Annotated in this window: 19 protein-coding genes and 1 riboswitch; of the genes, 5 read left to right on the forward strand and 14 right to left on the reverse strand. The window is 40.6% G+C overall.

The genetic code is table 11. The features are described 5' to 3' along the window. Nucleotides 1–228: 228 nt before the first annotated feature. The 3 genes from cobI to QZR90_RS02830 all read right to left on the reverse strand — a co-directional run bounded on the left by cobI (nt 229) and on the right by QZR90_RS02830 (nt 3251). Nucleotides 229–936 carry a precorrin-2 C(20)-methyltransferase gene (gene cobI, locus QZR90_RS02820; RefSeq protein ID WP_295788538.1) on the reverse strand — a complete coding sequence of 236 codons (708 nt, stop codon included), beginning with the start codon at nt 934–936 and terminating at the stop codon, nt 229–231. 100 nt (nt 937–1036) lie between these two features. Then, complete coding sequence (locus QZR90_RS02825) at nt 1037–1903, reverse strand: sirohydrochlorin cobaltochelatase (RefSeq protein ID WP_295788541.1); 867 nt, start codon at nt 1901–1903, stop codon at nt 1037–1039. 478 nt (nt 1904–2381) lie between these two features. Beyond that, nucleotides 2382–3251 (reverse strand): sirohydrochlorin cobaltochelatase, encoded by an 870-nt coding sequence (locus QZR90_RS02830; protein WP_295788543.1) that lies wholly within the window; start codon nt 3249–3251, stop codon nt 2382–2384. Nucleotides 3252–4061: 810 nt separating this feature from the next. Continuing rightward, a riboswitch (cobalamin riboswitch) is annotated at nt 4062–4274 on the forward strand. 147 nt (nt 4275–4421) lie between these two features. Here QZR90_RS02830 and QZR90_RS02835 point away from each other — a divergent pair. Then, complete coding sequence (locus QZR90_RS02835) at nt 4422–5444, forward strand: sirohydrochlorin cobaltochelatase (protein ID WP_295788545.1); 1023 nt, start codon at nt 4422–4424, stop codon at nt 5442–5444. Between the two features lie 2 nt (nt 5445–5446). Next, a complete protein-coding gene (locus QZR90_RS02840) occupies nt 5447–6394 on the forward strand; it encodes an ABC transporter substrate-binding protein (RefSeq protein WP_295788547.1) in 948 nt (315 codons plus the stop codon). 183 nt (nt 6395–6577) lie between these two features. Here QZR90_RS02840 and QZR90_RS02845 read toward each other — a convergent pair whose 3' ends face one another. The 11 genes from QZR90_RS02845 to QZR90_RS02895 all read right to left on the reverse strand — a co-directional run bounded on the left by QZR90_RS02845 (nt 6578) and on the right by QZR90_RS02895 (nt 16173). Further along, nucleotides 6578–7363, reverse strand: a complete 786-nt coding sequence (locus QZR90_RS02845) for an ABC transporter ATP-binding protein (RefSeq protein ID WP_295788584.1) — start codon at nt 7361–7363, stop codon at nt 6578–6580. Nucleotides 7364–7416: 53 nt separating this feature from the next. Beyond that, a complete protein-coding gene (locus QZR90_RS02850) occupies nt 7417–8412 on the reverse strand; it encodes an iron ABC transporter permease (RefSeq protein ID WP_295788586.1) in 996 nt (331 codons plus the stop codon). A 47-nt stretch (nt 8413–8459) separates the two neighbouring features. Further along, the gene (locus QZR90_RS02855; RefSeq protein ID WP_295788548.1) at nt 8460–9125 is read right to left on the reverse strand and encodes a precorrin-8X methylmutase; all 666 of its coding nucleotides are present in this window, start codon (nt 9123–9125) and stop codon (nt 8460–8462) included. Further along, nucleotides 9112–9891: a precorrin-6A reductase gene (gene cobK, locus QZR90_RS02860; RefSeq protein ID WP_295788549.1), complete on the reverse strand. Its 780-nt coding sequence runs from the start codon at nt 9889–9891 to the stop codon at nt 9112–9114. Before cobK ends, QZR90_RS02855 begins: the two co-directional genes overlap by 14 nt. After that, the gene (cobJ, locus tag QZR90_RS02865; RefSeq protein WP_307984883.1) at nt 9888–10577 is read right to left on the reverse strand and encodes a precorrin-3B C(17)-methyltransferase; all 690 of its coding nucleotides are present in this window, start codon (nt 10575–10577) and stop codon (nt 9888–9890) included. The genes cobK and cobJ overlap by 4 nt, the downstream gene beginning before the upstream one ends. Nucleotides 10578–10606: 29 nt before the next feature. Then, nucleotides 10607–11908 (reverse strand): cobalt-precorrin 5A hydrolase, encoded by a 1302-nt coding sequence (locus tag QZR90_RS02870; protein WP_295788551.1) that lies wholly within the window; start codon nt 11906–11908, stop codon nt 10607–10609. 167 nt (nt 11909–12075) lie between these two features. After that, nucleotides 12076–12837 carry a precorrin-4 C(11)-methyltransferase gene (gene cobM / locus QZR90_RS02875; RefSeq protein ID WP_295788588.1) on the reverse strand — a complete coding sequence of 254 codons (762 nt, stop codon included), beginning with the start codon at nt 12835–12837 and terminating at the stop codon, nt 12076–12078. Nucleotides 12838–12941: 104 nt separating this feature from the next. After that, nucleotides 12942–13511 (reverse strand): precorrin-6Y C5,15-methyltransferase (decarboxylating) subunit CbiT, encoded by a 570-nt coding sequence (cbiT, locus tag QZR90_RS02880; RefSeq protein ID WP_295788552.1) that lies wholly within the window; start codon nt 13509–13511, stop codon nt 12942–12944. Nucleotides 13512–13618: 107 nt separating this feature from the next. Further along, the gene (cbiE, locus tag QZR90_RS02885) at nt 13619–14251 is read right to left on the reverse strand and encodes a precorrin-6y C5,15-methyltransferase (decarboxylating) subunit CbiE (RefSeq protein WP_307984884.1); all 633 of its coding nucleotides are present in this window, start codon (nt 14249–14251) and stop codon (nt 13619–13621) included. After that, nucleotides 14233–15438 (reverse strand): cobalt-precorrin-5B (C(1))-methyltransferase CbiD, encoded by a 1206-nt coding sequence (cbiD, locus tag QZR90_RS02890; protein WP_295788558.1) that lies wholly within the window; start codon nt 15436–15438, stop codon nt 14233–14235. Before cbiD ends, cbiE begins: the two co-directional genes overlap by 19 nt. A 240-nt stretch (nt 15439–15678) precedes the next feature. After that, nucleotides 15679–16173, reverse strand: coding sequence for a YajQ family cyclic di-GMP-binding protein (locus QZR90_RS02895; RefSeq protein WP_295788560.1), 495 nt, complete (start codon nt 16171–16173; stop codon nt 15679–15681). A gap of 164 nt (nt 16174–16337) precedes the next feature. Here QZR90_RS02895 and QZR90_RS02900 point away from each other — a divergent pair, with 164 nt between their 5' ends. The 3 genes from QZR90_RS02900 (at nt 16338) to QZR90_RS02910 (ending at nt 20013) form a co-directional block, all read left to right on the forward strand. Beyond that, nucleotides 16338–17270 (forward strand): RluA family pseudouridine synthase, encoded by a 933-nt coding sequence (locus QZR90_RS02900; RefSeq protein ID WP_295788563.1) that lies wholly within the window; start codon nt 16338–16340, stop codon nt 17268–17270. A gap of 202 nt (nt 17271–17472) precedes the next feature. Further along, nucleotides 17473–18402 (forward strand): class II fructose-1,6-bisphosphate aldolase, encoded by a 930-nt coding sequence (gene fba / locus QZR90_RS02905; protein ID WP_295788565.1) that lies wholly within the window; start codon nt 17473–17475, stop codon nt 18400–18402. Nucleotides 18403–18738: 336 nt separating this feature from the next. Next, nucleotides 18739–20013, forward strand: coding sequence for an OFA family MFS transporter (locus tag QZR90_RS02910; RefSeq protein ID WP_295788567.1), 1275 nt, complete (start codon nt 18739–18741; stop codon nt 20011–20013). Nucleotides 20014–20067 lie beyond the last annotated feature (54 nt).

Consider the following 20067-nt stretch of genomic DNA (forward strand, 5'->3'; position numbering starts at 1 on the left):
TTTTCGAATCAATGCATCTGGTGCTGCTTTTAATATTTTTTTAGCGTCTAATGAATCCAATCACATCACTCCTTAGACTACAAAATACAGAGCCTAAAAATAAACAATAATAAAATGGTAAGTAATGCTTTTAAACTAAACACTTACTTAATAAGATGCACACTTAACTCTTAATTAATGGTCTGCGTACTCAAACTAAATTAAATACTTTTACCTTAATCTATATAATTAACGATTTTTGCGCTTAGTTAAAATAGTAGATAAATAGTTTAATTTTAAATCTCGTGGCAAGGACGCAACATTTTCATAAATCTCTTCTCCATCGAGGCCACAGCGGCTAATCATAACTGCATTATCAGCCATATCATATTTCTTTAACGTATCCTGTACTTCACCAAAATTACGATATACTTTCATAATTACCGTATCATCTGCCACTGAAAGAACTTTGTCAATTTTATCCTTTGGCGCTGTAGCTGGCACAATAGCCAATACTTCTTCTTTTTCTACAATAGGATACCCTAAGCGAGCACCAATCGCACAATACGCCGTTACACCAGGCACTGTTTCAATTTCGTACCCCGCTTGCTCTACCAAACGATATACATACATATAGGTGCTATAAAACATAGGATCACCTAAAGTTAAAAATACAACTTGTTTGCCTTCATCGAGAAGCCCACCAATAATGCGGCGCGCCTCTTCCCATCCTTCTTGTTGCTCTGAATCATTCAAAACCATAGGGAATACTACTGGTACAATTTCAGTATGGTCCTGAATATAAGGCTTCGCTATATTAAGTGCCACCGACCCATCTTTCTTTTCTGTTTTAGGGGTAATAATCACATCCGCTTCACCAATAAGACGCGCGCCCTTTACAGTTAATAATTCTGAATCACCTGGACCAACACCAATTCCGTACAATTTACCCTTCATTATATACTCCTTTACATATAAGCCTTATGTTATTAAGTCTAAACTATATTATCTTCCATCACTTTACAATTAATATTTCTTACTTTATGTTTCGTATCACTTACTTTATATTTGGTATCGCTGGACGATGTTTTGAGCGCCCTTCATAGCGTTTTTCGATGGCATCAGCCAAATGAGCCGCATATATTTTCTGTATCCATTCATATTCGCCTAAACCCTTTTCATGGCGCACCACTTCATATCCATAAGCTTTCAATTGCTGTTCTACACTATCTTCATCATCGCCAAAAATATCATTCAATGCATGATCTCCAGCAACTAATAGTAAGGGATGTAGATGAATCCGCTTAGGCACCTGCTCATTAGGCCACGCCCAAGGTATAACAACATCATCTAACATAGGATAATTTTCTAAAGCCGCAATACGCACATGACGTAACTCTTGCTGCCATAGTTTTAATTGCAATACACCATAGCAGGCATTACCCACATTAAGACCACCATGGCCGATAAACACAAGGCCTTCATCATCCTTAAGATTTTGCTCAGCCAGCCACGGACGAATAAATTCATCTATGAGTATATCATAATCATCTGGCCGTTCTTCTTGCCCCATAAAATATAATAAAGGGCGACCTACACGAAGACTTTTAAGACTGCCCTGACCTTCATAGGCCAATATATTTTGCTTTAATTTATCAAACTCTTCTCCACCAGTAAAATGCAAAGGCTGTACAATAATCTCCTCAAAGCCATCTGCAATGAGTGCCTCCAAAGCACTGATTTCAGTGTTGATTACCTCGCCACGGTCACGCAATCGCTTTACAATAATACGGGACGTAAAAGCTAATCTCACTTCGTACGCCTGATACTGATTGCGTATATATTCTACAACCGCATCAATTTGACGCTTTCTAGCATGCTCTACAGTAGTGCCAAATGCAACGAGTAAAATGGCCTGCTTCATAAAAGTCTCCTTCATATCTATTAACTAATATATAATTTTACTACACTTTAATATCTAGTATAACTTATAACCTTATGACAGTATTATTAATACAATTTATTATCTGCGTAAAGGACGCCACTCAGCGTATTTTATGTCTAATTACAGTAGTATTTAATACAATGTATATCCTATAAACTATACAATTCATTCTCTATGAACTATACAATGTATTATCTGTATACTTCACAACTTGCTACATACGTACAATACAAATTATTAAGCGTTACTACTTATTATACTTTACATTTCAATATAACTGCAAAGAACATATCTCATAGTAACTAAAAAACACATCATAGTAGAACTGGCAATCCACATCCCATTACAACTAACAAAACTCATCTCATTATAACTACAAAAAACGGTCCTCAAAAAGGACCGCTTTTATTTATATATTACTACTGTATATCAAATCTACACTACAATGACAAAATTATTATACTGCTAAATGATTAGCTTTAGCTGCACTACGCTCTTGATTCACTGCCTGTTGTTTGCGCTCAATCATACGCACTGACTGTGCCAAATGTTTGAGGAACAATTCTTGAATAAATGGATTTTCTCCAAGGCCTTCATTCCAAATGGCTACCCCATAACCTTCTTCAGTTAGTAATGTAGCTACTGAATCAGAACGATCACCACCTAAGAAGTCCATCAAATGCTCCGACCCAATTAAAGCGAGAGGCACCACAAGAACTTCTTTATGGTCAAGACGCTCTAACAAAGTCAACGCTTGTTTAAAATTAGGGAATCCATTAGAGGTGAATACAGCCACATTTTGACCATTGCCATATAAACATTTTAACTGCAACGCACTAAATTCTAATTGATTTTGACCATTAGCCATAAGCAATACAGATTTATTTAAAGCACGAATATTAACATGCTTCATAATGGCATCAATGGTTGCTACATAATCGTCAGCATAGTTTTTAACACCTAAAGAGCTCAATAAAGGTTTGCCTACGTGAATGCGCATTGCATTGCGATCACTGCCATAGTTAAACGCTGCAATGGCCTTGCGCATCTTCTGATAGCATTGATCAGCCACTAAAGCAAATGGCAATACAAACACATCGTTTACACCTTTATCTTTTAAATCATTCAGTGCTGCATTAAGTGATTGCACTGGTACTTCATATTTATCATTCCATTTTTCAATCAATGCATCAGCTAAAAATACACGGCGCACGATTGCATCTGGATAGGCTTTTTTAATTTTTGCTTCCATGGAGCCTACAGACTTTTCTACGGCTTCTCCATAAATTGAACCAAATGTTGCTAAAATGATACCCTTCGTACTCATTGAATAATCCTCCGATACTAATATACCTATATTAACCATCGCTCTCGATGGGAATACCTTAAAGTTATAGAAAATGGTCATAATTCTCTTTATTAATTAGAACTCTTATATATGCTCCATCTTCTTTCGTTGGTATAATAATACGTTAATTTTCAATTAAAGTCAATGAGAACTTTTCTCATTTTGTATTTTATCGTTGATTATCATTGATAATTTTAAAATTTCATCATCTCTTAAGAAAGTAAATCTAAGTTTGACGATTCAGTTCGATTAAAATCGATACAAATACTTCACAAGGGTATTCTACAGTCCAAAAGGCTCAGTTAAGACAAAGTATATTAAATTAGAAACAGACTTATATTTTTCTTCTTCACTTCGGTCCTAGTGAGAAAAAAGCTCCAATCAGTTCTTATTATTACTTAAGAATACAAATGTATTTCTATTCAAACATTTGAATATTTATTCTTGTTTACAAAAAATTTATGCATCTATTTCTTTAAATAAACACTAAATCTTAGCCTATTTTATGAAATTATACCCTGTATTTTCTATTTTTACTAACAATTATTTTCAATAATTATTCTAGCAGTAGTAATCCTTTTCTAATTCATCCCCCACTAGTATACGCTAAACAGCATCTAATTCATCACCAACAAGAATGCATCGCTTTATTCTCCAATAGGGATATTAAGTAAGCCTATAATCTATTCATTACCAATTAAAATATACAGCTTCATATACTCTATGACCTTTATTTATACTATGCTTTCATTTGACATATAGTTTAGCCTTTTGCTATGATGAATTTAACTTAATATGACCATTTTAGGTGTAGTAATACTTAATAGAGAAGTTCAGTAAACGCTGACGCGGTCCCGCCGCTGTATGAGGGAGTGCCATCAAATGCCACTGGAATCATGACTACTAACCACAGCTAACCAATTGCTAGGTTCCAAGTCTCTGGGAAGGTGATGATCACGACGAACTCGAGCCAGAAGAACTGCCTAAAATGGATTACCGTAAACCCACGAGCGATGGCGAGGTAGATCAATGTCGATGTATAGTTCTTTTAGTTGGTTCATAGACTGTGCCAATAAAGGACTTATTTTGCTTGCCTTCACCTCCACCGTCCTTGGGTGAAGGTTCTTTTTATATAGGGAGGACATAATTATGAAAACACAGGTATGGAAAAAAACATTAGCTACTACACTAGCCGTAGCCGCTTTAACTGGCATGAGCCTCGTAGGTAACGAGGTTAGCGCCGCGTACACCTTAAGCTCTGAAGTAAAAACAGCAACACCGGCTCTTCTAGAAGCGACTCAACTAGGAGTAAAAACATATCATACCACTGACCCAACACTAGCAGCGCAGCCAAATAAGGATGCCATTGTGGTTATGAGCTTTGGCACAACCTTCAAGGATACACGCGATAAAACAATTAGCGCTACAGTAAAAGAAATCCAGGACCAACATCCTAATGTAAAAGTTGTCACCGCCTTTACCTCACATATTATTATTGACCGCATCAAAGCTAATGAAGGCCTTACCTTCCCTACCCCAGAAGAAGCGCTTGACCAATTAAAAGCAGAAGGCTATAACCGCGTAGCACTTGCTACATTAGATGTAATCCCTGGCATTGAATATAATTACAAAGCAGCTGTATTCAATGGGTATAAACATAATTTCAAAACTATGACCATGGGTACTCCACTTATGTATTGGATGGGGCAAGAAGACCAAGACGATGATGTAGCCGAAGTAGTTCAAGCCGTAGCATCGCAATTCCCTAAACAAGGCCCTAGTGATGCAGTTCTCATCATGGCACATGGCACACCAGATCCTTCTAACGCCTATTATTCAGTGATTCAAGACCGTATAGAGTCTGCAGGTCTAAAAAATACCTATATTTACACAGTAGAAGGGACACCTCGTTTAGAAAATATCATCCCTATCCTCAAAGCAAAGGGAATCAACCATGTAACACTTATGCCATTCATGATGGTAGCTGGTGACCATGCCACAAATGACATGGCCGGTGATGAGCCAGATTCCCATAAATCACAATTACTTGATGCGGGCTTTACCGTTGATACGTATTTACATGGCCTAGGTGAAAATCAAAACATTCGCCACATTTATACAGAGCGCGCTGATGAAGCTTGGCAAGCCCTAGAAGAAACTGCTGAGGATTAATAATGAAACAATTAACTCGCATTTTCCTCGCCACTTGCTTAACTCTGCTAGCAATCATCGCCTTAGTGGGCTGTAGCAAAACTAGCTCCACTACAGATAATGCAACGCGCACTATTACATATAAAGACCAACAATACACGGTGCCAACTAATCCGCAACGAATTGCCACACTTAGTAATTCCGTACTCTATCTATTAGATGCGGTAGGTGGTCAATCCATCGATCGAGTAGATAGCACAGAGCCAGTGCCAGATACATTTAAAGACTTACCATCGATTGGCACTACAGCCAATATTAACATGGAAACCTTGTTAGGTTTAAAACCTGATTTAGTCTTAGGCCTAGGCAATCAGCATGGCAAATACGAAGGCCAACTAAAGAGCAATGGGCTCCCTTATATCCTCATTAACTATGATGGTATTAAGGATAATGCGCCGCTCCTACTCTTCTTAGGCGAACTAACCCATAATGAAGCAAAAGCACAAGCCGTTGTAGCTGATTACAATAAAAAAATCGACACGGTTAAATCTGTGGCACAACAGCAGGAACCTGCTAAAGTGGCAGTTCTCCGCGCTACAGCAAAAGCTGTTACAGCGGAGACAGACTTAGCCATTACGGCCTCTATGGTCAAAGAATTAGGCATGAATAATATAGTCCTTCAAGGTGATTATGATAAAACCGCTAAGACCATTCCCTACTCTCTAGAAAAATTGGCCGTAGATGACCCAGATATTATTTTCATTTCTACTATGGGCAAAAAAGAAGATATTACTAAAACCATGGAAAAAGAAATGACTAATAATCCTGCTTGGCAAAACTTAAAAGCAGTGCGCAATCACAAAGTCTTCTACTTGCCATCGAATCGCTTCTTGCTCAATCCTGGTCTCCATACACCAGAAGCCATGGCGGAGCTCGTTAAATTAGCGTACGATAAAGAAGTTACATTTTAAAAGAAGTATGGCACATACACAAAAGGAGTTCTCCGCAGAGGGAGAACTCCTTTTTATTTAGTATTAACGCCGATATTTCATAATCTTTCAAAGCTAGCCGACTTTAGGTTAGTCTCAGTAGATCCCTAGAAAGCTAATCTTATTAGAGCCTTTAAAATCTAATCTTATTAGAGAAATAAAATTTTAATCCTTTAATAATCCTTCAAACTTTATATATGGTGCCTTATCATTAGTTTCAATGGACGCTTTAACAGAAAATACAGTTTCTAATAGCTCTGTAGTAAATACCTGCTGCGGCGCACCTACTGATACGAGGCTTCCATCATATAGTACCCCCACCTCATGAGAGTAAGCTGCAGCTTGATTTAATTCGTGAAGTACCATGACCACGGTCAAATCTTGTTCCTCATTCAAGCGCTTTAGTAATTCTAAAATCTCTAATTGGTGATTAATATCTAAATAGGTCGTTGGCTCATCTAACAATAAAATATCACTTTGTTGCGCTAAGGCCATGGCAATCCATACGCGTTGCCGTTCACCTCCGGAGAGAGAGCTAATCAACTGATCTTTTAGATGTAAAGTTTTCGTAGCTTCTAAGGCAGCTTCCACTGCTTCACGGTCTTCCTTAGCTGTACTGCGCCACCAATTTTGATGAGGAAAGCGTCCACAATGGACTAATTCCTCAACCACCATATCTTGTGGAACTTCTGGAGACTGTGGCAAAAATGCCACCACCTTAGCTAAACTCTTCGCCGTATACGCTTCTAAAGACTGCCCATCTATACTGATTTGCCCTTTAAGGGGTTTAATACTGCCCATAATGCATTTTAGAAGAGTGCTTTTCCCGCATCCATTAGGCCCTACTAAAGTAGTAATACGCCCTTTAGGAATGGTCCAGGAAATGGAATTTAATACTTGCTTTTCACCAAAATTTATAGTCACATCTTGCACTGTAATAGCACCAGGAATATCGGTTTTAGCCACATCAAAGCTCTCTACAGTGGACTCAAAACTAGATTTCATTACGCATCCCTCCTCAATAAATACAAGAAGAAAGGCGCACCTAAAAAGGCCATAATAATACCTACAGGCACTTCAATAGGAGTAAAGGCAACCCGTCCTAAAGTATCACAGGCCACTAGCACTGTAGCGCCTAAAAAAGCTGAGCCAGGCAACAAATACGCGTAATCATTGCCAATAATCATTCGTGCCACATGAGGAATGACTAACCCTACAAAGCCCACTAAACCTGCCACACTGACTGCACTAGCAGCCAGTAAAGCCGCTACAGCAGTCATAAGAAAGCGTGTTTGCTCTACAGGAAGACCTAAGCCCTTGGCCGTTTCATCGCCTAAACTTAAAATGGTCAATCGCTTCGCCCCTAAAAAAGCTAAGAGAAGTCCACCTATCGTATAAGGGACCAGCATGTATACATGGGGCCAGCTTCGAGCTGAAAAGCCCCCTACCATCCACAAGAGTGCCCCTTGTACGCGATCACCATAAAATACCAGTAAAGCAGAAATGCCCGAACCTAAAAAGGCCGCCACTGCTACGCCAGCTAAAATAATACGGGTAGGACGAATTCCATTCTTCCATGCCAATGCATAGACCATCAAAGCGGCTCCTAGAGCACCTACAAAGGCAACTAAAGGGACCAAATACTCCCAACTAGGAAATAATATGAACACTATGACGCCAGCTAAACCAGCCCCTGAAGAGACCCCTACAATCTGCGGATCTGCCAGGGGATTTTTCATAACTGCTTGCAGAATAGCCCCAGCCACAGCTAAGTTAGCACCCACTAAAGCAGCCACAATATTGCGAGGAAAGCGAATGTTCCAAATCACCATATCCTCTGTATCCACTAATTGTGAGCTCCATAGGGTGTGCCAAATTTTATGCAAAGGAATATCAGCAGCACCATACATAAGCGATAAAATGGAACAAATAATGGCCAGCGATAAAAATACAATAACCCAAGCTAAGCGCTTAACCTTACGGCCTTTTGCCGTAAGCAATTCAGATTGGCCGGTCCCAACTGAGTCCTTTTTTGATGATGAAGTCATTACTTCTCATCCTTCCCCTTTACAAATAGCATACCATCTCGCTTTACACCAGTATAAAGTAAGGCATTGACTACGGAGGCAGCAATCGAGCTGCCCCCTTTATTGCCCTTAACTGTAATATAAGGTACTGGGGACACTTCAATTAAATAGTCCTTAGATTCTGCGGCCCCTACAAAGCCTACGGGAATACCGATAATAAGCGCTGGCTTAACCCCTTCTTCTAGGGCAAGGCGCAATACTTCATACAGTGCTGTTGGCGCATTGCCGATAGCCACAATTTGCCCTTCTAAGGATTTGCCAAAGGTTCTCATCGCTGCAATAGACCGTGTTACGCCTAATTCTTTAGCCATTTCAGCGACCTTTTCATCCTTAATTAAGCAATGTGCTTCACTGCCGCGCAAGGCCAACGCAGCTTTATTGATGCCCGTGCGCACCATCTCTACATCGCAATATATATGCGCACCGCGCTCAATAGCTTCAATGCCCTTGGCTACAGCATCTGGGCTCGTGCGAACAAGCTGCGCATATTCCACATCCCCTGATGCATGAATGGTACGAGAATATACGCGAATTTCATCATCCGTTAAATTTAAATCCTTTACATACGGATAAATTAGCTCCATACTTTTATCTTCAATTGCCTTGGGATTTTTAATGTAATCCATTCTTTAGTTCCTCCCATAGTGTATAAAATTCATTAATTTCAGTTATAGTTCGAGCGCCTTCTGCTGGCTTAGGGCGATCAATTACTACCACGGCCAAACCTAAATCCATAGCCGCTTGTAGCTTTGTATCTGAACCACCTACAAGGCCTGAATTCTTCATCACCACTACATCAGCCTTTGTATCGGCAAACATAATGCGATTCATGTCATAACTAAAAGGCCCTTGCATGCCAATAATACGCTTTGGTGAAATGCCTAAGTCTTCCATCATTTGCAATACTTCCACCGTAGGTAGAACGCGAGTCCATACCTCTTTATCCTGCAGTGCCGGAGCCGATGCAAATACATGCATCGTTTTACTCCCTGTAGTTAAGTAAATGCGCTCTCCTAAAGTGCCTGCTAATTGTGCCGCTTCTGCTTCATTAGGTACGTGATATAACTTATCATACGTCGGTAAGGGAATCTCTTGGCGCTCAAAACGAACAAAAGGTATTTTCATCTCATCTGCGGCCTCTCGTGCCGTCGCCGTTACAATAGCTGCATACGGATGACTCGCATCGATGAGTAATCGAATATCTTTCTCTTCAATGAGCTCTTTCATAGCCTCCTTATCAAGCCGTCCTGTATGAACTTCAATGCCCTCATGAGCGGCTAATTGCGCCCCATATTGGCTGACTACAGATACTAACACAGGTTCTTTCGTGTATGTTTGTACATCAACTGCTAAGGTACGACCATCTAATGTACCTGCAATGACCCAAATCATAATTTATAGCCTCGTGGCGTAATCATACGGCCATTCTCCACATAGGTTTGACTATTGCCAATAATTACCAAGGTCTGCATGTCCACTTCTTCTTTAGTAAAATTCTCCAAATCTGAAATAACCATATGCTGCCCTGCACGACCTGCCTTTTGCACAATGCCTACAGGCGTTTTAGGATCTCTAAAGCGAAGTACTATGTCGCGCACTTCATCTAAATGAGTAATGCGCTTCTTGCTCCGTGGATTGTATAAAGCGATAACCATATCCCCTTCAGCACTCAAAGCTGCGCGCTTTTTAATAAGGTCCCAAGGAGTCATTAAATCGCTAAGGGAAATAACTGCAAAATCATGCATCAACGGTGCTCCTAATACAGCTGCCGCCACATTAACAGCACTTAAGCCTGGAATAATCTCCACTGCAGGCCGCTCCGCTGCAGGCACTTTATTAGCAAGCTCCATCACTAGACCGGCCATACCATAAATGCCAGAATCACCACTAGACACAACGACTACGCGATGCCCCTCTTTAGCTAAATCAACAGCTTGTTGACAGCGGTCCACTTCCTGCATCATAGCTGTACCAACGGTCTCTTTATCTTTAATCAAATCTTTGATTAAATCCAAATAGGTTAAGTACCCTACTACGCGATCAGCTGCTAAAATAGCCTCCTTCGCTTGAGGTGTCATAAACTCTTCATTGCCTGGGCCAATGCCAATTACTTGGATTGAACCTGTGCAATGGCTATGGTTATGCCCTGATACTTGGTTTTCTTTAGTAATAATGTTTGACTCTTCGCTTCTAATAGTGCTGTTGTCTCGCATACGTTGCCTACTCCTATCGTTTCTTTTACAAATTTGGACTCTTCCAGTCCTTGGGACTCAATAATGTATTCTATCGCTTCTGGGGTGTGAAAATGAATCGGTATATTCAATTCCCTAGCTGCTTGTAATAATCCAATTTCATCAGATTTGACCGTAACGGAGCCTATACTTTGAACACTGTAAAGACTCCGTCCAATGCTCTCCAATGCATCTAATATAGCTGCTTTAATATAGTCAGCCGAAGTGCCTCGGCGACAGCCAATGCCTAAAGTTATTGATTTAGGGCGCAATACTAAAGTGCGCGGTCCCCTAGGGATAACTAAATCAGTAATAACAACCTGTGCCGCATCAAGATTGCCGCAAGCAGCCCGACCAGTAACGGTCAATGGGTTAAAACACTGTACCGCAATCCCCATTTCTTTTGCCAGCTTTTTATAATAACTAGAGAAATATAAAGTATCATCTAAATAGTATGGCACTATTTCTTTTGCTACAATGGCCGCATTTACTTCTTTTAATACAGAAAAATCCTCTACAGCAGCTGACAGTTTTCTAGCCAATACATCGGGAGCCGGTAAACCATTGACGTCAGTCGCTGTAGTGATGACTGGTGTGGCACTAACTAATTGAGCTAGCTCAGCAGTCCACTCATTGGCGCCTCCTAGATGACCGGACAGTAGGCTAATAGCAAACTGACCTTGCTCATCCATTACAACTACAGCAGGGTCTACTGATTTATGTTTAATATAAGGGGCTATCATGCGCACCACAATGCCCGTCGCCATAATAAACAACAAACGATCATATTGCCCCATCAAGTCTTTCATTAATGAGGATAAACTGCTAAATGTTGTCACGCCATTTTTATCACTAATATTATCACTAATGTTAGCCCTTGTTTGACTGATATAGTCTTCATTCATATATGCCTTGACTGCATTATCTTTACCAATAGGGCCATTACTTATATGTGCCTTAAGTGAATTGTCTTGATCCATACAATCTTGGCTTAAATCTGCCCTACTTGTATGGTCTTTGCTTGTACCAACTTGGCATATTTTTCCATGGCTCTCACGGCCTTCTTTTTCATAACTGTGAATATAATCCTCCGCTGAGGCCAATCGCAGTAATTGTTGCTTCACTTTTTGCCCTAATTCAGCACCACTACGAGTAACTGAAATGATGGCTGTCTTCACCTAGCTCACCTCCCATACTTTACAATATATACTTTACACTTTATACTTTCACGCCTGAAAGCTTTCACATAATTATATCTTCCTAGCTTATTTACGTATTTATATTTTCATAACTTATTTTCATAACTTATTTTCGTAGCGTATTCTCGTATTTATATCTTCGCAGCTTATTCTTTGGAGCTCCGGTACATGTGACTAAAACCTTTATCATATAGTTTAGACAATTCATAATCACTATCTAACACTTTGCTCACTACGATCATAGCTTGACGCAATACACCTTCCTTGGCTACTATTTGAGCAATATTCTCCAATGTACCACGAATAATGCGCTGGTCAGGCCAAGACGCCTTCACCACAATGGCCACTGGTGTAGATGGCGCATAGCCACCACTAATTAATTCAGCTACCACTTTATCCATCATCTGCACACTGAGGAAAATACACATAGTCGCTTCATGAGTTGCTAACAGAGCTAATTTCTCCTTTGGTGGCATCGGAGTACGCCCTTCCATACGTGTAATAATAACCGTTTGTGACACATTAGGAAGTGTATACTCTTGTTTCAATGCAGCTGCCGTAGCTAAAAAAGAGCTCACGCCTGGCACAACTTCATAGGAGATACCTGCCTCTTCTAAAGCATCCATTTGCTCTTGAATAGCCCCATAAATGGCAGGATCACCAGTATGTAAACGAACTATCATTTTACCTTCTGCTGCGCCTGCTTTCATAACAGCTAATACTTCATCTAAATTCATAGTGGCACTATTGTATATATGACAGCTCTCTTTACATGCATCTAAAATCTCCGGATTTACTAAAGATCCTGCATAAATCACAATATCTGCCGTACTTACTAGGCGAAAGCCCTTTCTCGTAATGAGCTCTGGGTCCCCAGGACCTGCGCCTACAAAATACACACTACTCATAGACATTTCAGTTAGGTCCTCAGCCTTTTCTGTGTCTTGCTTGGCAGAAGTCAACTGCGTACTATTAATTGCATCTTGCAATAAATTTTCCATCTCTGACCTCCTTATTGTTTCTCGGCCACTACAATAAAAATAGGACTCAAAGGATCCATCATATGATATGGGCCAGCTTTTTTAAATCGGCTTACACTCATTTGATACCCTTCATATGTATAAGGGCGATTTTTTAAGGCTTTTAATATAGTGTAACCAGTCTCCATTGTTACAGCTGTAACAACTAAACGCCCACCAGGCTTTAATAGCCCTTCTACGGCATCTAAAATAGCCTCCATGCCACCAGCACTACCACCAATAATTACAGCATCTAATGGTGGTAAGGAATCCATTCCCTCCGGCGCTTTAGCCTCAATCACAGTTAAATTCTTCACATTAAATTTTTCTTTATTTTGCTCAATTAAGGCTACGCCTTTCGCAAAGCGTTCAATAGCATATACATGCCCTTGTGGTGCCCCTAAGGCGGCTTCAATGGAAATAGATCCAGTACCAGCCCCTACATCGAGAACTACACTATCTTCCTTTATATGTGCCTCACTCAGCACGGCCATGCGAATCTCACGCTTCGTCATGGGCACATCGCCGCGAATAAACTCTTCATCTTTAATTCCAAAAAACATACAATTCTCTGCCTCTATCTAGTAAACTATATTGCCATATATTGTTAATTGCCATGTATTTTGCCATGTTCTCTTGATTTCCATTTGTCATCAATTACCACTGGTGCTTAATTTTTATGAGCGAAGGCAATAATTACAGCATGTTCAAATCCCGTTGTTTGACTCATACTTTGAATCGTCAATTCCTCAATATGTTCATCTTCATAACTCAGCCGTTCACAACCAACTATGCGGCAATCACTAGGCCAACCATGGTCATGCAAAATTTGAGCAATAGCCGCTCCATTGTGAACTTTATCAGTTAAAAAGCCTAATTTGCGATGGGGCTCATAACGAAGTGCCTCTTCTGGTGGCACACGGCCATGAAAACTCAATAAATCGGCATCTTGCCAAACTTCTTGAATCCTTGCAAAAGCAAATATCATCGCACTAATACCAGGAATAACTTCCATGGGCTGATCTGGCAAGGTCTTCTTCAAGTAAGGCAATAAGCTATAATAACCTGTATCACCACTAACTAAGACCACCACATCGTGTTCGCCTAATTGTTCTTTAATCCAATGTACTAAATCAGACAAAGAGCCCTTTATGGCATATGTAATTTGATGAGGCTGAGCAAAATCAGCTAAGGCCCGTTCACTGCCCACTAAAACGGGGGCTTCTTTAATTAATTGTAGCCCCCTAGGCACTACATAATCAGGATTACCTGGCCCAATTCCTACTACATAGAGCAATGCCAGCCCTCCTCTCGTAAAAACTGCGTAGCCTGTGCATCACAAGCTAAGATAGTGCCGTCTAAATTGGCAATAATAACGCCCACGTCTGCATCACCACTAATATAGCGAGCGCTGCGCAAAGCGGCTCGATCCGCTACACGCTGATACACCGCTGTCAAACCTTCTCGCTCTAAAATAGTATGTACTGCTTCTGTAGTCTGGCAATCCATTATCTCCTGCGCCACAGCTTGTGAAGCGCCTTCTAACGCTGCATAAGCCACTAAGGTTTCAATGCGCCCATCGCTCATGCGATTGTGCGTATGAAAACTGCCAGAAGCTAATTTTACAATTTTACCAATGTGGCCAATCAACAAAATACGCTTAAAGCCTATTTGTACTGCTTGTTCTAACATAAAGCCAATAAAATTGCTCGTCTCAGCCATCTGCTCCGCAGGAATACCCAATTGCTTCTCCCCTAGGTCACGACCAATGCGCCCTGGCACGAGCACAGCTGTTTTATAACCACTGGCCTTCATCACCTGTAAATGAGGGATTAAAGAATTTTTAAACCCTTCTTCGCTCATGGGCTTTACAATTCCAGTGGTACCAATGATGGAAATACCACCTTCTATGCCCAATGTACCATTTAATGTTTTTTTAGCTAATTCTAGCCCTGTTGGCACCGATACAGTAACAAGTAAACCTTTATAGCCTCCTTCAACCATATCTACGCCTTTACTCGCTTTAATGCCTTCAGCTGTCTCTCTGCCCTTAATACGCTTAATCTCATTAATACTTTTAATAGTCTCTCGAAATTCTTCATACACCTGTGCCATCATGGTCCGTGGCCCTGGGTTAATAGCCGGCTCGCCAGGCTCCAAAGCAAGACCCGATTTAGTCACTGTGCCCACACCATGACCAGCTCTAAACTGAAGTCCATCATCTGTGGTGAGCTCAATCGTGGTAATAATCTGTGCACCATGAGTCACATCAGGGTCATCGCCACCATCCTTAATGACAATGGCCTGCGCACTATGAGGTGACAGCACGCGCACATCATTAATGGGCAATTCTAACGCTACGCCTTGAGGATTTAACACTGACACAGTGCTTACATATTCATCCTGTAATAAGGCCAGTAAGGCCGCCTTCATGCCCGCCGCTGCACTGGCTCCTGTGGTATAGCCACCACGCAATTCCTTTTGTGCCATTGACTCGTCCTTTCACACATGTATCCTACTTGCGCTCATTGTATTGACTCATTCCATAAGTCACTTTATAGTCCCCACTTTAAGCTCACTTCATGACTCTCATTTCTATCTCATTCCATAAGCTCATTTCATGACCCTCAGCGACATCTCAATCCAGGCCCTAAAGTAAGCAAAGAGCAGCGATATACGCTGCTCTTCTAGCCTCATGAAAATACAATTTGTCTTGACAATCCCACACAATTAAGAGCGGAAGTTTACAAATTGTAGCTCCACTGGTAAATCCTGTTGCTTAAGCATTTGAATTACTTCTTGCAAAGAATCTTTATCCTTACCAGTTACGCGCACTTGATCTTCCATAATTTGCGCTTGCACTTTTAACTTCATATTTTTAATCATTTTAACTACATTCTTAGCCGTTTCTTTATCAATACCTTTTTTAATGGTAATGATTTGACGCACTGTAGCACCAGAAGCTGGTTCTACTTTACCATAATCTAAATTTTTAAGCGCCACATTACGCTTTACCATTTTGCCTTTAATTACATCCACAACGGCATTGAGTTTATATTCATCATCAGAGATAACTTTAATCGTTTCTCCTTCAAGAGTAATTTCAGATTTACTACCGCGGAAATCATAGCGTGTGCCAATTTCCTTTTTTGCTTGATTTACTGCATTATCCACTTCTTGCATATTTACTTCTGATACAACGTCAAATGAACAATCTTTAGCCATGTATGACTCCTCCTAGTATACTAATAAAAACTATAGGTATATTATACCATTTTTATCTCCATTTTGAATATTGTTAAAATAGCAATTCACTATAATTTGGTAATCCTTGTGCATTTCATCACTCTTCGATACAATGAGATGATACTAAAAAAATGAGGTATACTATGAACTCGTATTCTACAGAAAAAAATATATTTTTAGATGATAAATCAATAATAGAAAAACCATTGCTCCAATTGACAATCGATCCTGAAGTGATTCGCACGTCCGTCAATCACGCGGTGCGCCGTGAAGGCGTTTCACAAGCCTTGCGTCGCCGCCTTCGCACTGACGGCATCATTTTTATCAATCAAGAGCGAGCCCATTGGGACAGCTTGCTAAAAGGCGGCGATGAGTTAGCCATTTATTGGCAAGCTGAACCACAGTTTGAACCTTGGCCTATGGAGCCACCCATTGTTTTTGAAGATGACCATCTCTTAGTCATCAATAAACCCACTGGTTGGCTCATGCACCCCACTTCGACGGAGCGCCATCATACCTTAGCGAATAGCGTCATCTATTACTATCAGCGTACAGGTCAAACAACGGCTGCCTTTCACCCCGTCCATCGTCTCGACAAAGATACTTCTGGCCTCGTTATCTTAGCCAAAAATGCCTTAGTGCAACACGCCTTTACTAAACAGCGGATTTATATTCAAAAAACCTATGAAGGACTTTGTGAAGGCCCCTTCCCTTGCGAAAAATTAAGCGTCCATTGGCCTATTAGTCGCAAGCCTGGCAGCATTATCGAGCGGCAGTGTTCCATCTATGGCAAACCGGCTCGCACCGATATAACGCGACTAGCTGTTAGCAAGCGATTATCTCATATAAAATTCATACTTCACACAGGGCGAACGCACCAAATCCGTGTGCACATGAGCTATTTAGGCTATCCTTTACTAGGCGATGATCTATACGGTGGTTCTTTAGATTTACTTACTACACAAGCACTACACGCCAGTGGGCTTCAATTTGTCCACCCTATGACAAATCAGATTTTGCAACTTCAAGCAGAGCTTCCTGAGAATTGGAAACCCTTACTAACTATGTATTTTTAAACAATTCTAAGCAAATTATAGAGTCAAAATTTTCAAAGATTATACTCCGTCCACAGCTTGCTATGCATAAATTGTAGTAGCCCTTTACGGCGCTTCTTGCTATACTGAAATTGATGTAAACTTTCAACTAAAATATGACAGATATACCTAAAGTAATCTGCCAACTATTTTATGTATGGACTGATGTCCAAGGAGGAAAATTATGCCATTAGTATCAACTACTGAAATGTTCCAAAAAGCCTATGAAGGTGGGTATGCCATCGGTGCCTTCAATGTTAACAATATGGAAATTGTACAAGGTATCGTTGACGCAGCGAAAGAAGAGCAATCCCCTTTAATCTTGCAAGTATCTGCTGGTGCTCGTAAATATGCTAAACATATTTACTTAGTAAAACTTGTTGAAGCAGCTCTTGAAGACAGCGGTCTTCCTATCGCCCTTCATTTAGACCACGGCGACGATTTTGAAATCTGTAAAGCTTGTATTGACGGCGGCTTCACTTCCGTTATGATCGACGGCTCCAAACATGATTTTGAAACTAATGTAAAATTAACAAAACAAGTTGTAGAGTATGCACACGCTCATAATGTAGTAGTAGAAGGCGAACTTGGTCGTCTTGCTGGCGTTGAAGATGATGTAAACGTAAGCGACAAAGACGCTATTTTCACTGACCCAGATCAAGCAGCTGAATTCGTAGAGCGCACCGGCGTTGACTCCTTAGCTATCGCCATTGGTACTAGCCATGGTGCTTACAAATTCAAAGGCACTCCTTACCTTGATTTTGAACGCTTAGAAAAAGTAGGTAAATTATTACCTAACTTCCCTATCGTTCTTCATGGTGCTTCTACTGTGCTACCTGAATTCGTAGACAAATGTAATCAATTCGGCGGCAATATTCCTGGCGCTAAAGGCGTGCCGGAAGATATGCTTCGCAAAGCAGCTAGCATGTCTGTATGTAAAATCAACATCGACACAGACCTTCGCCTTGCTATGACAGCATCCATTCGCGAATGCTTCGTAGAAGCTCCTTCTGAGTTTGACCCTCGTAAATATTTAGGACCAGCTCGTGCTGCTATTAAATCCATGGTACAGCACAAAATTAAAAATGTACTTGGTTCTTCTGGAAAATTATAATTTAAAAGCTGTACATTCCGTCTATTAATTAAAGTAATGCTTAAATTGATTATGAGTAAATTGACTCTCTTCGATGTAATTGATATAATGAGCTCACAATTTAAACAGATGTATAATGCTGACGGATTAGTGGAATGAACCACATGTATTGTACATTGCGAATAAGCCGACCGTCTGGGCAGGAGATTGCTCAGGCGGTCTCTTTTTATAGGTACTATTTTAAAATTGTAATGGACATACAGACCTAGCTTTTAGTCAAATTCACTACCAAGCTAAGCCAAGCTACCTATATAAGAGGCGCTGAGTATCTCCCTTTCCTTAGAAAGGATGATAAATATGCGTAATCGTTGGCTTATTGCTTTAGCCGCCATTGGTATTCACATTTGTATCGGCAGTGTATATGCTTGGAGTGTACTGACTCGCCCTATTATGGCCACAATGGGTTGGACCTTAAAAGAAACTACTTGGACCTTCTCTTTAGCCATTTTATTCCTCGGCTTATCAGCTGGTTTATTAGGAAGTTTTGTAGAAAAAATGGGGCCTAAAAAAAGTGGTCTACTCAGCACCATATTCTTTGGTATCGGCATGATTGGTACATCCTTCGCCTTAGAAGCTCATAATTTAATGCTCTTATATATTTTCTATGGCGTCATTGGCGGTGTGGGCCTTGGCGTAGGTTATATTACACCTGTATCGACTCTAGTTAAATACTTCCCTCGCAATCGCGGCTTTGCCACTGGCCTGGCTATTATGGGATTCGGCTTTGCCGCTCTTATTGCAGGTCCTTTAATGCAATATTTAACAAGCCAATATGACCTTGTAAGTACCTTCCGCATTTTAGGCGCTGCTTACATTATTATCATGGCCTTATCTGCCCTATACTTAAAACCGCCGACTACTACAGAAACAACTAAAACCTCGGCGCTTTTAAATCGCGGGATGACAACCCATGAAGCAGTACGCACTTGGCAATTTCCAGCTTTATGGTGGATTTTCTTCATCAACATTACTTGCGGCATTGGCTTACTTGCTGTAGCCTCCCCTATGGCCCAAGAAGTCGTTGGCATGAGTGCCACCGAAGCAGCATCTATGGTAGGTATTATTGGTTTATTAAATGGACTAGGACGTATTGTATGGTCTACAATTTCTGACTACTTAGGTCGCCCAGCCACGTATATTCTATTCTTCGTCATTGAAATTGCAGCCTTTGCCTTCTTAGGCTTTACATCAACAGCCTATATTTTCCAAATCTTAGTGTTCATTATTATTACTTGCTATGGTGGTGGCTTCTCTTGTATGCCAGCGTACTTAAGCGATTTATTCGGCACTAAACAACTCAGTGCCATTCATGGCCGCATCCTCACCGCTTGGGGCATGGCCGGCATCGCTGGTCCTATGCTAGTATCCTTCCTTCGCGAAAGCACGGCTAGCTATAGTGGCCCACTCTATGTATTCAGTGGCTTATTCGTATTAAACTTCATTATTGCAGTGGCCTTAAAAATCTACAGCAAAGATCGTCACTTCGATGCCTCTACAGCACATAACGATACTGAAATGGTAACGGCTGAAAATACTGTAGAAACAGTAGATGGCTTAGAACCACAAGCATAAATATAAATAAAAAAGCAGGCTACACACAGAGTTCATCAAGTGTGTTAGCCTGTT

The organism is uncultured Veillonella sp., from assembly GCF_900545795.1.
GTDB lineage: Bacteria > Bacillota > Negativicutes > Veillonellales > Veillonellaceae > Veillonella_A.